General features: G+C 57.4%; 13 protein-coding genes and 1 pseudogene. 12 read left to right on the forward strand and 2 right to left on the reverse strand.

All coding sequences use genetic code 11. The features are described from left to right. Window positions 1–6 precede the first annotated feature (6 nt). The 8 genes and pseudogenes from phnL to phnE (HA45_RS24735) all read left to right on the forward strand — a co-directional run bounded on the left by phnL (window position 7) and on the right by phnE (HA45_RS24735) (window position 6,936). Complete coding sequence (gene phnL / locus HA45_RS24700) at window positions 7–711, forward strand: phosphonate C-P lyase system protein PhnL (protein WP_100700886.1); 705 nt, start codon at window positions 7–9, stop codon at window positions 709–711. Continuing rightward, the gene (phnM, locus tag HA45_RS24705; RefSeq protein WP_100700885.1) at window positions 708–1,844 is read left to right on the forward strand and encodes an alpha-D-ribose 1-methylphosphonate 5-triphosphate diphosphatase; all 1,137 of its coding nucleotides are present in this window, start codon (window positions 708–710) and stop codon (window positions 1,842–1,844) included. The genes phnL and phnM overlap by 4 nt, the downstream gene beginning before the upstream one ends. Beyond that, window positions 1,844–2,380 (forward strand): ribose 1,5-bisphosphokinase, encoded by a 537-nt coding sequence (gene phnN, locus HA45_RS24710; protein WP_100700884.1) that lies wholly within the window; start codon window positions 1,844–1,846, stop codon window positions 2,378–2,380. Before phnM ends, phnN begins: the two co-directional genes overlap by 1 nt. Next, a complete protein-coding gene (gene phnP, locus HA45_RS24715) occupies window positions 2,377–3,147 on the forward strand; it encodes a phosphonate metabolism protein PhnP (RefSeq protein WP_100700883.1) in 771 nt (256 codons plus the stop codon). The genes phnN and phnP overlap by 4 nt, the downstream gene beginning before the upstream one ends. 79 nt (window positions 3,148–3,226) lie before the next feature. Then, window positions 3,227–4,057 (forward strand): phosphonate ABC transporter ATP-binding protein, encoded by an 831-nt coding sequence (gene phnC / locus HA45_RS24720; RefSeq protein WP_100700882.1) that lies wholly within the window; start codon window positions 3,227–3,229, stop codon window positions 4,055–4,057. 26 nt (window positions 4,058–4,083) lie between these two features. Continuing rightward, window positions 4,084–5,010 carry a phosphonate ABC transporter substrate-binding protein gene (phnD, locus tag HA45_RS24725; protein WP_100700881.1) on the forward strand — a complete coding sequence of 309 codons (927 nt, stop codon included), beginning with the start codon at window positions 4,084–4,086 and terminating at the stop codon, window positions 5,008–5,010. A 180-nt stretch (window positions 5,011–5,190) separates the two neighbouring features. After that, a pseudogene (phnE, locus tag HA45_RS24730) lies at window positions 5,191–6,055 on the forward strand (phosphonate ABC transporter, permease protein PhnE). Then, window positions 6,052–6,936 (forward strand): phosphonate ABC transporter, permease protein PhnE, encoded by an 885-nt coding sequence (gene phnE / locus HA45_RS24735; protein WP_100700879.1) that lies wholly within the window; start codon window positions 6,052–6,054, stop codon window positions 6,934–6,936. Before phnE (HA45_RS24730) ends, phnE (HA45_RS24735) begins: the two are co-directional and overlap by 4 nt. 39 nt (window positions 6,937–6,975) lie before the next feature. On the opposite strand, the gene HA45_RS29380 is transcribed toward phnE (HA45_RS24735), so the two are convergent. Together HA45_RS29380 and HA45_RS24740 are read right to left on the reverse strand one after the other, a co-directional pair. Continuing rightward, entirely contained in the window at window positions 6,976–7,137 is a 162-nt protein-coding gene (locus HA45_RS29380) for a response regulator (protein WP_436405015.1), read from the reverse strand. A gap of 11 nt (window positions 7,138–7,148) precedes the next feature. Continuing rightward, window positions 7,149–9,473, reverse strand: a complete 2,325-nt coding sequence (locus HA45_RS24740; protein ID WP_436405016.1) for an ATP-binding protein — start codon at window positions 9,471–9,473, stop codon at window positions 7,149–7,151. Between the two features lie 145 nt (window positions 9,474–9,618). Here HA45_RS24740 and HA45_RS24745 point away from each other — a divergent pair, with 145 nt between their 5' ends. The 4 genes from HA45_RS24745 (at window position 9,619) to HA45_RS24760 (ending at window position 14,020) form a co-directional block, all read left to right on the forward strand. Then, window positions 9,619–11,124: a sugar ABC transporter ATP-binding protein gene (locus HA45_RS24745; RefSeq protein ID WP_100700877.1), complete on the forward strand. Its 1,506-nt coding sequence runs from the start codon at window positions 9,619–9,621 to the stop codon at window positions 11,122–11,124. A gap of 10 nt (window positions 11,125–11,134) precedes the next feature. Further along, a complete protein-coding gene (locus tag HA45_RS24750) occupies window positions 11,135–12,118 on the forward strand; it encodes an ABC transporter permease subunit (protein WP_100700876.1) in 984 nt (327 codons plus the stop codon). Between the two features lie 203 nt (window positions 12,119–12,321). Then, on the forward strand, window positions 12,322–13,260 hold the full coding sequence (locus HA45_RS24755) for an ABC transporter substrate-binding protein (protein ID WP_100700875.1): 939 nt from the start codon (window positions 12,322–12,324) through the stop codon (window positions 13,258–13,260). A gap of 76 nt (window positions 13,261–13,336) precedes the next feature. Next, window positions 13,337–14,020, forward strand: a complete 684-nt coding sequence (locus HA45_RS24760; RefSeq protein WP_100700874.1) for a D-lyxose/D-mannose isomerase — start codon at window positions 13,337–13,339, stop codon at window positions 14,018–14,020. The last annotated feature ends 4 nt before the right edge of the window (window positions 14,021–14,024 follow it).

Raw genomic sequence — 14,024 nt, forward strand, 5'->3', positions numbered from 1 at the left:
ATCAACATGCAACCTTTATTGCGCGTAGAGAAACTCAGTAAAACTTTCGTGCTGCACAACCAGAGCAGCGCCGAGCTGCCGGTACTGCAGGATGCCAAACTTGAAGTGTGCGCCGGTGAGTGCGTGGTGCTGCATGGCCGTTCCGGCAGTGGCAAATCCACCCTGTTGCGTGCGCTGTACGGCAACTACCAGGCCAACAGCGGCCATATCTGGCTGCAACATCAGGGCGCATGGATCGACATGGCGCAGGCCCCTGCGCGACAGATCCTGGCGATTCGCCGCGAAACCGTCGGCTGGGTGAGCCAGTTTCTGCGGGTGATCCCCCGCGTGCCAACGCTGGAAATCGTCATGCAGCCGCTGCTGGAACGCGGCGTGGATCGTGCTTTTTGCGAGAAGCGCGCCAAAGATCTGCTAACACGGCTGAATGTGCCGGAGCGTTTATGGTCACTCGCGCCATCCACTTTCTCCGGCGGAGAACAGCAGCGCGTCAACATCGCGCGCGGCTTTATCGCCGACTACCCGGTGCTGCTGCTGGATGAACCTACCGCTTCCCTCGACAGCGCCAACAGCGCAGCGGTGGTCGAATTGATTGAACAGGCACGCACTCGAGGTGCCGCCATTGTCGGTATTTTCCATGACGAAGCGGTGCGCGAGCGCGTGGCCGATCGCCTGCACGTCATGCAGCCGGTTAAAACAGGAGCAGAAGCATGATCGTCAATAACGTCCGTTTGGTGCTGGAACATGAGGTTGTCACCGGTTCGCTGGAGATTCGTGAGGGTCGCATTGCCAGCTTCAGTGACAGTACCAGTCAATTAGCGGGCGCACTGGATGGCGAAAACGCCTTCCTGCTGCCTGGGTTGGTCGAGCTGCATACCGACAACCTCGACAAGTTCTTCACGCCGCGTCCGAAAGTGGATTGGCCCGCGCATTCGGCAATGAGCAGCCACGATGCGTTGATGGTCGCCAGCGGCATTACCACGGTGCTGGATGCGATTGGTGTCGGCGATGTGCGCGACGGTGGTCATCGCATCGAGAACCTGAGCAAGATGATCAACGCCATTCAGGACAGTAACCGCAAAGGCATCAACCGTGTCGATCACCATCTGCACCTGCGCTGTGAGTTGCCCCATAACACCACGCTGCCGCTGTTTGAAAAGCTGATGAGTACGCCGGAGCTGTCGCTGGTATCCCTGATGGATCATTCACCTGGCCAGCGTCAATACGCCTCGCTGGAGATGTATCGCACCTACTATCAGGGCAAATATTCGCTGAATGATGAGCAGATGGATCTGTTTGAGCGTGAGCAACTGGCGCTGGCCGCTGAGTTCTCAACGCCCAACCGTAATGCCATCTCCAGCTTGTGCCGTTCGCGCGGTATTCCCATTGCCAGCCACGATGATGCCACGGCGGGCCATGTCGCGGAATCGCATGAGGTGGGCAGCACCATTGCTGAGTTCCCTACCACGCTGGAGGCGGCACGCGCCTCGCGCGAGTGCGGCATGCAGGTGTTGATGGGCGCGCCGAATATTGTGCGTGGCGGTTCGCATTCCGGCAACGTGGCCGCCTGGGAGCTGGCCAGCCATGGCCTGCTGGACATTCTGTCATCGGATTACTATCCGGCGAGCCTGCTTGATGCGGTGTTCCGCTTAGTGGCGGATGAACGCAACAGCCTGACGTTGCCACAAGCTGCCGCGCTGGTGACCCGTAATCCGGCTCGCGCTATCGGCTTGCACGATCGCGGGGTGATTGGCGAAGGCATGCGTGCCGATCTGGTGCTGGCGCATACCGAGCATGGACATCCACACATTCGCCACGTCTGGTCGCAGGGCAGGCTGGTGTTCTGATGGCGCGCCTGATCTGGCTAACCGGGCCTTCGGGCTCGGGTAAAGACAGTCTGCTGAATGCGCTGCGCGAAGCCCCGCCGGATAACCTGGTGATCGCCCATCGCTACATTACGCGCCCGGCCGATGCCGGAGGTGAAAACCATGTGGCACTGAGCGAGGCCGAATTTCGGCGGCGCCAGACACTGGGATTGTTTTCCATCAGCTGGCAGGCACACGGCCTGTATTACGGGCTGGGCGAAGAGATCGATCACTGGCTGGCGCGCGGGTTGAATGTGCTGGTCAACGGTTCACGTCTGCATCTGCCGATTGTTGAGCAACATTACGGCGCGCAACTGTTGCCGCTGGTGCTGCAAGTCTCGCCTGCGGTGCTGGAGGCGCGCTTACGGCAGCGTGGACGTGAAAGTGAAGCAGAGATCGGTAAACGGCTGGCGCGGGCGGCAGAACCTCTGCCAGCGCATTGTCATCCGCTCAATAACGATGGCGCACTCAGCGATACGCTTAACGGGTTGCGCCAACTGCTGGAGCATCCGCCATGAAACTCACTTTTCTCGGGACCGGCGGCGTGCAGTCTGCGCCGCTGTTTGGTTGTGACTGCCACGCCTGTGAACGTGCACGGCGTGAACCGCGCTACGCTCGGGCCGCAACCAGCGCCCTGATTGATACCGGCAGCGAACGTATTCTTTTGGATGCCGGACGCCACGACCTGCATCAGCGCTTCCGCCCTGGCGAGCTGAGCCGCATTTTGCTCACCCATTTTCATATGGACCATGTGGCAGGACTCTTCAGTTTACGTTGGGGATTGGGTGAACCGATTCCAGTGTGGGCGCCACCGGATGAGAAGGGCTGCGACGATCTGTTTAAGCATCCTGGCATACTGGATTTCCGTTCCGCCCTCACGCCTTTCGTCCCGCACAGCTTCGGCGCGTTGCAGGTGACACCTTTGCCGCTACAGCACTCAAAAATCACGTACGGTTACTTGTTCGACTGGCAAGGCACGCGGCTCGCCTGGCTGTGCGATACCTGCGGATTACCCCCGGAAACAGCAGATTTTCTTGACGGTCAACCGCTGGATCAGCTGGTGATTGACTGCAACGATCCCCCGCGAGAAAGCGTGCGCAATCATAACGATGTGACGCGCGCATTGCAGATTATTGAACAGCTGGCACCGCGCCAGGCGTGGCTTATTCACCTCAGTCATGAGATGGACGGCTGGTTACTCCATAATCGCTTACCTGACAATGTGCTGGCGGCCACTGACGGCCAGACCATCACGGTCGGTTCCTCACACGCTGTCACTGTTTAATCATTTTACTGTCATCAAGTCTTCATCGGATTTGCCCGTAATAACGGGCAATCAAGACCTCAGAGAGATGGAGTGCAACATGGCACAGGCATTACTGAAAACCGTTATCGACAATCCTTACGTTCCGCACGCCGGGCAAGGCAACAAGGTGTTGTCGGTACAGGGACTGTGCAAGGCGTACGGCGAAAACCGCGTACTGGATAATGTCAGCTTCGATCTGCATGCGGGCGAGCTGGTGGCCGTGATTGGTCGCTCAGGCGCAGGCAAATCGACACTGTTACATATGCTGAACGGCACCATCAGCGCTTCACAGGGCGCGATTCTTAGCAACCGTGCGGGTGAAGCGGATCGCGATGTGGTGACGCTTAACAGCCGCCAGATGCGCGAGTGGCGCAGCGAATGCGGCATGATTTTCCAGGACTTCTGCCTGGTACCGCGTCTCGATGTGCTGACCAACGTACTGCTGGGTCGTTTGAGCCAAACCTCGACGCTGAAATCCTTCTTCAAAGTGTTCTCCGAAGTGGACCGCGCACGTGCCATTGAGCTGCTGCAGTGGATGAACATGCTGCCGCAGGCGCTGCAGCGTGCGGAGAACCTGTCAGGCGGACAGATGCAGCGCGTGGCGATTTGCCGTGCGTTGATGCAAAACCCGCGCATTCTGCTGGCGGACGAGCCAGTGGCTTCACTCGATCCTAAAAACACCAAGCGCATCATGGATGTGCTGCGTCAGGTCAGCGAGCAGGGCATTAGCGTGATGGTGAACCTGCACTCGATTGAACTGGTGAAACAGTACTGCACCCGCGTGATCGGCATTCAGCGCGGCAAAGTGCTGTTTGACGGAAATCCTTCTCAGTTGACCGACGGCCTGCTGCACGAGCTGTATGGCGACGAAATTAACCAGCTCCACTAACTCCCACGGCAAGAGAAAAACGACGAATGAAACTGACCTCTTTAGCTTTATTGACTGTTGCAATGACTTTTGGCGTTAACGCAGCGGATGCACCAAAAGAATTGAATCTGGGGATTTTGGGTGGACAGAACGCCACTCAGCAGATCGGCGATAACCAGTGCGTAAAAGATTTCTTCGACAAAGAACTGAATGTCGATACCAAAATGCGTAACTCGTCTGACTACTCAGGCGTAATTCAGGGCCTGCTGGGTAACAAAATTGATATGGTGCTGAGCATGTCTCCAGCATCTTACGCTTCCGTCTATCTGCAGAACCCGAAAGCGGTTGATGTGGTCGGCATCGTGGTGGATGACAAAGACGGTTCGCAGGGCTACCACTCTGTGGTGATCGTGAAAGCCGACAGCCCGTACAAAAAGCTGGAAGACCTGAAAGGCAAATCCTTCGGTATGGCCGATCCAGATTCAACTTCTGGCTTCCTGATGCCAAACCAGGCGTTCAAGAAAGAGTTCGGCGGCACGGTTGACGACAAGTACAACAACACCTTCTCCAGCGTGACCTTCTCAGGCGGCCACGAGCAGGACGTCCTTGGCGTGCTGAACGGTCAGTTTGAAGGTGCAGTCACCTGGACCTCAATGATCGGTGATTACGACAAGGGTTACACCTCTGGCGCGTTCACCCGCATGATGCGTATGGACCAGCCTGATCTGATGAAGAAAATTCGTATCATCTGGCAGTCTCCGCTGATCCCTAACGGCCCGATTCTGGTGAGCAACAACCTGCCCGCTGACTTCAAACAGAAGCTGATGGCCGCGATCAAGAAACTGGATAAAGAAGACCACAGCTGCTTTGTTAAAGCGGTGGGCGGTGCCCAGCACATCGGTCCGGCAACCGTGGCTGATTATCAGAACATCATCGATATGAAACGCGATCTGATGAAAGGTTCACGCGGTTAATTTAACCTGCGAGGCAGGTGTGCTGGAAAAGCGTACCTGCCTGATGAACTTGCAGAAAACTGTAGCGGCGCGATTCATCGCGCGATTTTGACCAGCAGATGAGCGGGTATTAGTGCGCGATGAATCGCGCCGCTACAGAGTTGTGCCACGCAATATTGCCTCCAAAACAGGACATCCCCCTTGACCGATTTCGAACACTACTACCAACGCATCCGCCGCCAGCAAAAGCGCGACACTGTGCTGTGGTCGCTGCTGTTGGTGGCGCTCTATCTCGCTGCGGGCAAGATGGCGGAATTCAACCTGCTCACCGTTTGGCAATCGCTGCCACACTTTTTCGACTACATCGGCGAAACCATGCCGGTGTTGCATCTGTCGGTGCTGTTTTCCGATGTGAAAACCGAAGGCTCGCTGGCTTACTGGGGCTATCGTTTGCACTTCCAGTTGCCGTTGATCTGGGAAACGCTGCAGCTGGCGCTGTCATCCACCATTGTGGCGGTGATGGTAGCCGGCGTGCTGGCGTTCTTCGCCGCCGACAATACTCAAACGCCGCGCAGCCTGCGACTCGCCATCCGCGCCTTTGTGGCTTTCCTGCGTACCATGCCAGAACTGGCGTGGGCGGTAATGTTTGTGATGGCATTCGGGCATTGGGGCGATTCCCGGTTTTCTGGCGCTGGCGCTGCACACCGTGGGCAGCCTGACCAAACTGTTTTATGAATCGATTGAGAGTGCATCGGACAAACCGGTGCGCGGTCTGGCGGCCTGTGGAGCCAGCAAGCTGCAGCGCATGCGCTTTGCCTTCTGGCCGCAGGTCAAACCGACGTTTCTCTCTTACAGCTTTATGCGCCTTGAAGTGAACTTCCGCTCTTCCACCATTCTCGGTCTGGTGGGGGCAGGTGGCATTGGCCAGGAGCTAATGACCAATATCAAACTGGATCGCTATGATCAGGTCAGCATGACGCTGTTGTTGATTATCGTGGTGGTGTCGCTGCTGGATACGCTCTCCGGCTGGTTGCGTCGTCACGTGGTGGAAGGGGAAATGAAATGATCGCATTAGCACCGGATGTGGCGAAACTGAAGCAGGAACATCCTGCACTCTTCTCCGCACAAAACCGTTATCTGCGCCGGGTGGCTATAGTGGCGCTCGCCGTGGTGCTCTATTACCTGTTCTTCTTTGAATTTTTTGGCATTGAGTGGAGCCGTTTTCTCATTGGCTGCCAGCAACTCGGTCGTTACTTCCTGCGCATGTTTGTCTGGCAGGACTTTATGAATTGGCCGTTTGCTTACTACTTCTCTCAGATCGGTATCACGCTGGCGATTGTCTTCGTCGGCACCCTGACGGCCTCAGCCATCGCGCTGCCGGTGTCATTTCTTGCTGCACGTAACGTCATGCACGATCCGATTGCACGCCCGATTTCCCTGGTGGTGCGTCGGCTGCTTGATGTTATGCGCGGGGTTGATATGGCGATTTGGGGGCTGATCTTTGTGCGTGCAGTGGGCATGGGACCGCTGGCCGGGGTGCTGGCTATTGTTGTGCAGGACGTCGGTTTGCTCGGCAAACTGTATGCGGAAGGACACGAGGCGGTCGAACGTTCACCGAGCCGTGGCTTGAGTGCGGTAGGCGCGAACAGTCTGCAGAAACACCGTTACGGCATCTTTACGCAATCGTTCCCGACGTTCCTGGCGCTGAGCTTGTATCAGATTGAGTCCAACACCCGCTCTGCAGCGGTGCTCGGTTTCGTGGGTGCGGGCGGTGTTGGTTTGGTTTACGCCGAAAATATGCGCCTGTGGAACTGGGATGTCGTGATGTTCCTGACCATTATTCTGGTGGGCGTGGTGATGATCATGGACGTTATCTCTAGCAAGCTGCGCAAACGCTACATCACGGGGAAACCGTTGCCGCTGTGGCAGCCTGCCGTGCGCGACTGAGCCGTTCGCTGCGTTGCCAGGCGCGCTCCAGCGCCTGGGCTAACTGTAATGGCTGCCAGGCTTTGCCAACCGTTCACACAGCGGCAAAGTGACCTGGCTTTGCCGCAAATCCTGCCCGCTGATCAGCAGCGTGGCCAGTGCAGGCCACTGCTGTTGCGCCTGACGAATCACATCGGCTCCATTGAGGGGACCGGGCAGCATCAAATCACAAATCAGCAGTTCAATATCGGGCGTTGCCTGAGTAACGCCAGGGCGGATTCACCATCGCCGCATTCCAGCGTTAAATAACCGAGTTGATGCAGATGTTCACACAACGTCTGGCGCACGGCCGGTTCATCATCCAGTACCAGCACTAAACGATCGCTGACGATTCCCGGTACGCGCGCGGGCACAACAGGCGCAGGCTGAACCACCTCCGCGGCACGAGGCAGCAACAGACGCACGGTGGTGCCCTGACCGGGCGCGGTTTCCACTTCTATCTGCCCGCCGGATTGCCGCACAAAACCATAAACCATCGACAGACCCAGTCCACTGCCGCTGCCAATCGCTTTGGTGGTAAAAAACGGCTCGAACAACTGTTCACGTACCTCAGCGGACATGCCGCTGCCGTGATCAATCACTTCAATGGTGACGGAATCGCGTTTGCCGTCGGCGGTCTGGGATCGCTGATTCCAGATGCGCAGACGGATTTCACCACTTTGCTTTTCCATCGCATCGCGCGCGTTGACCACCAGGTTCATCAGGGCATTTTCCAGCTGCCCGGCATCAATCCATGCTGGCCAACCTGGGCGCTGCGCGTCCACTACCAGCTGTTGGCCGGGCAGGAGCGAATGCTGCAGCAGCGAATGCAGATTATCCACCAGTTCGACCACCGCAACCGCACGCGGGTAAAGTGCCTGTTTACGCGAGAACGCCAGCAGTCGCTGAGTGAGTTGTGCCGCACGATCGGCAGCCAGCCGCGCGCGTTCAATCCGGCTGGCGAGCGTGCCGGGCGGTAACTGATCCACGGTTAACGCCAGACTGCCGATGATCACCGCTAACAGGTTGTTGAAGTCATGGGCGATGCCGCCAGTCAACTGTCCCACCGCCTTCATCTTTTGGCTGTGCAGCAGCGCCTCTTCCAGCGCCTTACGCGTGGTGCGTTCCAGCACCGTGTTCACCATGCCACGGCGTGGTACCGGGCTAAAGCGCAGTTCCAGCGTGCGACCGTCAGGCAGGCGGATTTCCTGCGCATCGTGCAGGCTGGTGAGCTGCACATCCAGCCGCGCCAGCAAACGTTGATAGTGCAAACCACGATGCAGCTCGCGCGGCGGAATGCCCAATAACTCGGCATATTGGGCATTCCACACCACCAGTTGGCCGCTGTTATCAAACAGCGCAAAACCATCGCGCATCGCCAGGAAGGTCGATTCCAGCTGATTGCTTTTCTCTTTCAGCAGCCGAGAAGTGTGCGCCAGCGAGGCGGTATTGCGTGCAAAGACGTTAAACGCGCGCGCCAAATCACCCAGCTCATCCCGTCTTGCCAGGCCCGGCACGTTAACGCTGTTTTCTCCCTGTGCCAGCCGTGTCATGGCATGGGCAATAGCGGTGAGGCTGGAGCCGAGATTGCGATAAATGTAATAGCCGGCGTAACCGGTGATCAGCAGTGCCAGCAACATAAACAAGCCGATAAAACCGATAATCGAATCCAGTTCCTGATGTGTCGCCGCGCTGCGTGCATCGCTCTGCAGCGCCACCAGTTGCACATAGTGCGTAATGTCGCCATTCAGCATCGCCACCAGCGCTTTGATGCGATAGGTGGCGTAAGCGATCGCGATATCACTCTGCTCCAGCTGTTCTGCCACGGGTTGTAAGCTGCGTGTGGTCTCCACTAGCCGATCGCGCTGCATTGCCAGCGCATCCTGCAAGGGTAAAGCGGACCAGATCGGCAACACCTGTTGCAGTTGCTGTTCGGCGGTTTGCGGGGCGGTGGACTGAATCGCCACTTTTAACAGGGCATCGGTTTGCTGGCGCAGCGGCAGAAAAGAGGTGTCGGTAGCGAGGGTGTTGATGCGATCGAGTAACAGCTGTGCTTGCCACAGGCCGCTCAGCATCACGTTACGCTGTAAATGGCGCTGATGGCCTTCTCGTAACAGCTGATTGATGCTCTGTTCCAGCATCTGGCTGCGTTCACGAATGCGCCCCAGCAATGCCGGTTGCTGCGCGGCCAACGGTGCATGCGCTAACAGTGATAACGATTGCTGTAACGCCTGCTGCGTTTGTTGCAAACGTACTGATTCGCTCTGGTATTCCAGCGCGCCAACCACCTGCGCCAGACGTACCGCAGCGGTGGCCACGTTAGCGGTATCGCGCGCCAGCGCCAGGCTGCCGTTCATATCGGCCAGTGTCTGTGCCTGCGCCTGTTCCTGAATGTGACCGGCGTGGCGAAATCCAAAAATAGCCACCAGGCTCACCGCCAGCGTGACGCTGACCACCAGCAGGTTAAACAGCAGCAGGCGACCTCGTGCGCCGGCGTGCCAGTGCAGACTCTGACTCATTACGGCCACTCCTTACCCCTCAACTCACGGCGAGTATAGAAGCGCGGCTCAGGCGCAATATGACAAATATGAACGGCTGCTGACATTTTCCATTTATCTGGCGTTGCAAAACTCGGCGACAACCTCTGGCAGCAGGAGCCCGGCGATGGCGGCGACACCCCTATTAGAAATGCGCGAAATCACCCGCCGCTTCGGCAGTTTTTACGCGTTGAAAGGCGTTGATCTTACCGTGTGGCCCGGCGAGGTACATGCGCTGATGGGCGAAAACGGTGCGGGAAAAAGTACGCTGATGAAGATTCTGGCCGGTGCCTACACCGCCAGCAGCGGGGAAATTCTTATCGATGGTCAACCCTATGCCATTAAGGGCCCAAAAGAGGCGCTGGCGGCGGGGATCACCCTGATTTATCAGGAAATCAATCTGGCACCGAATCTCACCGTGGCGGAGAACATTTTCCTTGGCAGTGAGATTACGCGTGGCGGGCTGGTGAGACGCCGGCAGATGGCGGAAGAAGCACAGCAGGTGATCAACCGCCTCGGCGCACAGTTCAGCGCCACCGATTTAGTCAGTCGGCTCAGCATTGCCGAACAGCAGCAGGTGGAAATCGCCCGCGCGCTACACCGCAACAGCCGCATATTAGTGATGGATGAACCCACCGCCGCGCTTTCCAACCGCGAAACCGAACAGCTGTTTGCGCTGATTAAACGGCTGCGCAGCGAAGGCATGGCGATCATTTACATCAGCCATCGCATGGCGGAAGTGTATGAGCTTTCCGATCGCGTCAGCGTACTGCGCGATGGGCAGTATGTCGGCAGCCTGACGCGAGACCAGCTCAATGCCAGTGAACTGGTGCGCATGATGGTCGGGCGTCCGCTCAGCGATTTGTTCAATAAAGACCGCAACATCCCGCTTGGCGAGATCCGCCTCGCGGTGAATCACCTGACGGATAACCGCAAGGTGCATCCCAGCAGTCTGGCCGTGCGTGCCGGTGAGATTGTTGGATTAGCCGGATTGGTGGGTGCCGGACGCAGTGAACTGGCGCAGCTGATTTTTGGCGTGCATCAACCCAAAGGCGGGGAGATCTGGATCGACGGCGAAAAGGTGAAGATTCACTCCCCGCGTGATGCCATTGCGCGTGGCATTGGCTTCCTCACCGAGAACCGTAAAGAGCAGGGACTGTTTCTTGAGATGGCGGCACAAGAAAACATTGTGATGGCGACGCTGGAGCGTGACGCCAGCTACGGCCTGCTCAATCGACGTAAAGGACAGAAGATTGCCGGCGATGCCATCGAATCCCTCAACATCCGCGTGCCGCGTGCCCAGGTGCGAGCGGGCGGCTTGTCAGGGGGAAATCAACAGAAGCTGTTGATCTCACGTTGGGTGGCGATTGCACCGCGCATTCTGCTGCTGGACGAACCGACGCGCGGCGTCGACGTCGGTGCCAAGAGCGAAATCTACCGCATGATGCAACAGATGGCACAGCAGGGCGTGGCGATCTTAATGATCTCCAGCGAGTTGCCTGAAGTGGTCGGCATGAGCGATCGCGTTTACGTGATGCGCGAGGGCAGCATTGCCGGTGAGTTAAGCGGTGAACACATTAGCCAGGAAAACATTATGACACTGGCCACCGGCGCACAGCCGGTTCAGGCCTAAGGAGACCGACATGACCAGTGAAAGCGCTCGCACTAAAAGCCCTACGCTCAAACGCGCCTTAATGAGCGATCTGCTGCAAACGGTCGGTATTCTGCCGATTTTAATCCTTATCGTGGCGGTGTTTGGCTTTGTTGCCCCGAACTTCTTTACCGAAGGAAATCTACTGAATATCACGCGTCAGGCATCAATCAACATTGTACTGGCAGCGGGTATGACCTTCGTGATCCTCACCGGCGGGATCGATCTGTCAGTGGGATCGATGTTGGGTACCACGGCGGTGGTGGCGATGGTGGTGTCGCTAGACCCGGCCTTTGCCAGCTTAACCATTCCGGCGGCGCTGGGTGCGGGTCTGATCATGGGGCTGTTCAACGGCATTCTGGTGGCCGGGGCAGGATTGCCACCGTTCATCGTCACGCTAGGGACCTATACCGCACTGCGCGGTGCAGCGTATCTGCTGGCAGATGGCACCACGGTGATTAATTCCGATATCAATTTTGAGTGGATCGGCAATGGCTATCTCGGGTCGGTGCCTTGGTTGATCATCATTGCGTTTGCGGTGATTGCTTTGTGCTGGTTCATTCTGCGCCGCACCACCCTGGGTGTGCACATTTATGCCGTAGGCGGCAACGTGCAGGCAGCACGTCTCACCGGGATCAAGGTCGGTATGGTGCTGGTGTTTGTCTATGGCATGAGCGGCATGTTGTCGGGGTTAGGGGGACTGATGAGCGCCTCACGCCTGTACAGCGCCAACGGCAACCTCGGGGTCGGCTATGAACTGGATGCGATTGCGGCGGTGATATTGGGCGGTACCAGTTTTGTCGGTGGTATAGGCACCATTACCGGCACGCTGATCGGTGCACTGATTATCGCCACACTGAACAACGGCATGACGCTGATGGGCGTTTCCTATTTCTGGCAACTGGTGATTAAAGGCGGGGTGATCATTATCGCCGTGCTGATCGATAAGTACCGTACGCGTCATCACGTGGGTTAAGGGGCTATTTTACTTGCCATTTTACCCCCGGGCAGTGCGCGCAATCCTCACGTACTTCAGTACGCTCCGGTTGCTGTGCGCTGGCCGTCGGCAAACTGGCTGCGACAATAACGCCCCTCAACTCGGTTAATTGAGAACAGGCTGTCACACAACGGCGATCTGCTGGATCGCCAACATAACCAAAAAGCAGGAGAACATCGACTATGCGTTTTAATCCGATTCTGACCGGACTGCTGGCGGCGACGTTGTTGAGTGCGCCACTGGTGCAGGCAAAAGAACTCAAATCCATTGGTGTCACCGTCGGCGATCTTGCCAACCCGTTCTTTGTGCAAATCACCAAAGGTGCGGAGCTTAAGGCGCGTGAACTGGCGGGCGACAAAGTCAACGTGACGCTGGTGTCCAGCGGCTACGATCTGGGTCAGCAGGTGGCGCAGATTGATAACTTTATCGCCGCCAAAGTGGACATGATCATCCTTAATGCCGCGGACTCCAAAGGCATCGCGCCTGCGGTGAAACGTGCGCGTGATGCAGGGATCGTGGTGGTCGCGGTTGACGTGGCGGCCGATGGCGCCAACGCCACCATAACGTCCGATAACACCGCTGCCGGTGCCATGGCTTGTAAATACATTGCCGATCGTCTGAAAGAGAAAGGCAACGTGGTGATCATCAATGGACCGCCCGTTTCGGCAGTACAAAACCGGGTGGAAGGCTGCATGACTGAACTGAAATCCCATCCGGATATCAAGCTGCTCTCCTATAACCAGAACGCGAAAGGCAGTCGTGATGGAGGTCTGGAAGTGATGACCGGTCTGCTGTCAGCCAATCCAAAAATTGATGCGGTGTTTGCGATTAACGATCCGACGGCGATCGGTGCCGATTTGGCCGCCAAGCAAGCTCAGCGCAGCGAGTTCTTTATTGTCGGCGTCGATGGATCGCCAGACGGTGAAGAAGCGCTGAAGCGTAAAGGTTCTCTGTTTGTTGCCACCCCAGCGCAAGACCCGCAGGTGATGGCGGCGAAAGCCGTGGAGATTGGCTATGACATTCTGCAGGGCAAACCGGCACCGGATAAACCGGTGCTGATCCCGGTCACGATGATCGATCGTAATACCGTCAGCAGCTACAAGGGTTGGACGGTGAAATAACGCGCCGTGGGGGCGGCCTCAAGGCCGCTCGTCAAACCGGGCACGCCAATGTTCGCCCTGACAGGTAGAGGGAATCATGCATCGATCCGAAGTGAACGCCATCCTGCAACTGACTCGCGAATTTTTTATGCGTCAGGATGTGCACCTGCCGCCCTGGGCCGACTACGGTCTCAACCAGTGGCGCGCGCTGGACAAAAGCCGCGCCAACGAATTGCTGGCGCTGCATCTGGGCTGGGATGTCACCAGCTTTGGCGCGGAGGATTTTCAGCAAACCGGATTAACGCTGTTTACCCTGCGCAACGGTTCGCGCGGCGGTCAGCCGTGGGGCAAGCCCTACGCCGAAAAAATCATGCACGTGCGCGATGGGCAGGTCACGCCTATGCACTATCACCCGCAGAAGATGGAGGACATCATCAATCGCGGCGGCGGTAATCTGATCGTGACGCTGCATAACCGTGAAGGCAATCAGCTCGGTGATGCGCCGGTGAACGTGACGCTGGATGGCATCCAGCAAACGCACGCGGCGGGATCGCAGTTGCGCCTTTCACCCGGCGAAAGCGTCACCTTATCGCCAGGCATCTGGCACAGCTTTTGGGGCGAAGAGGGCTATGGCGATGTGCTGGTGGGTGAAGTCTCCATGCCCAACGACGACGAGCATGACAACGTGTTTCTCACCCCGCTGGCGCGCTTCAATCCGATTGATGAGGATGAAGAGCCGCGCTGGCTGTTGTGTAACGAATATCACCGCTGGCTGGCATAACAGG

Origin of the sequence: Pantoea rodasii, assembly GCF_002095465.1 — a bacterium.
Classification (GTDB): Bacteria; Pseudomonadota; Gammaproteobacteria; order Enterobacterales; family Enterobacteriaceae; genus Pantoea; species Pantoea rodasii.

What these genes read in the sequence shown, in the direction of transcription:
- phnP (WP_100700883.1), top strand. Translation starts at nt 2,377, where the DNA reads ATGAAACTCACTTTTCTCGGGACCGGCGGCGTGCAGTCTGCGCCGCTG.
- HA45_RS24745 (WP_100700877.1), top strand. Translation starts at nt 9,619, where the DNA reads ATGGCGGCGACACCCCTATTAGAAATGCGCGAAATCACCCGCCGCTTC.
- HA45_RS24760 (WP_100700874.1), top strand. Translation starts at nt 13,337, where the DNA reads ATGCATCGATCCGAAGTGAACGCCATCCTGCAACTGACTCGCGAATTT.
- phnD (WP_100700881.1), top strand. Translation starts at nt 4,084, where the DNA reads ATGAAACTGACCTCTTTAGCTTTATTGACTGTTGCAATGACTTTTGGC.
- HA45_RS24755 (WP_100700875.1), top strand. Translation starts at nt 12,322, where the DNA reads ATGCGTTTTAATCCGATTCTGACCGGACTGCTGGCGGCGACGTTGTTG.
- HA45_RS29380 (WP_436405015.1), bottom strand. Translation starts at nt 7,137, where the DNA reads ATGCTGCCCGGTCCCCTCAATGGAGCCGATGTGATTCGTCAGGCGCAA.
- phnE (WP_100700879.1), top strand. Translation starts at nt 6,052, where the DNA reads ATGATCGCATTAGCACCGGATGTGGCGAAACTGAAGCAGGAACATCCT.
- phnC (WP_100700882.1), top strand. Translation starts at nt 3,227, where the DNA reads ATGGCACAGGCATTACTGAAAACCGTTATCGACAATCCTTACGTTCCG.
- phnM (WP_100700885.1), top strand. Translation starts at nt 708, where the DNA reads ATGATCGTCAATAACGTCCGTTTGGTGCTGGAACATGAGGTTGTCACC.
- HA45_RS24740 (WP_436405016.1), bottom strand. Translation starts at nt 9,473, where the DNA reads ATGAGTCAGAGTCTGCACTGGCACGCCGGCGCACGAGGTCGCCTGCTG.
- phnL (WP_100700886.1), top strand. Translation starts at nt 7, where the DNA reads ATGCAACCTTTATTGCGCGTAGAGAAACTCAGTAAAACTTTCGTGCTG.
- HA45_RS24750 (WP_100700876.1), top strand. Translation starts at nt 11,135, where the DNA reads ATGACCAGTGAAAGCGCTCGCACTAAAAGCCCTACGCTCAAACGCGCC.
- phnN (WP_100700884.1), top strand. Translation starts at nt 1,844, where the DNA reads ATGGCGCGCCTGATCTGGCTAACCGGGCCTTCGGGCTCGGGTAAAGAC.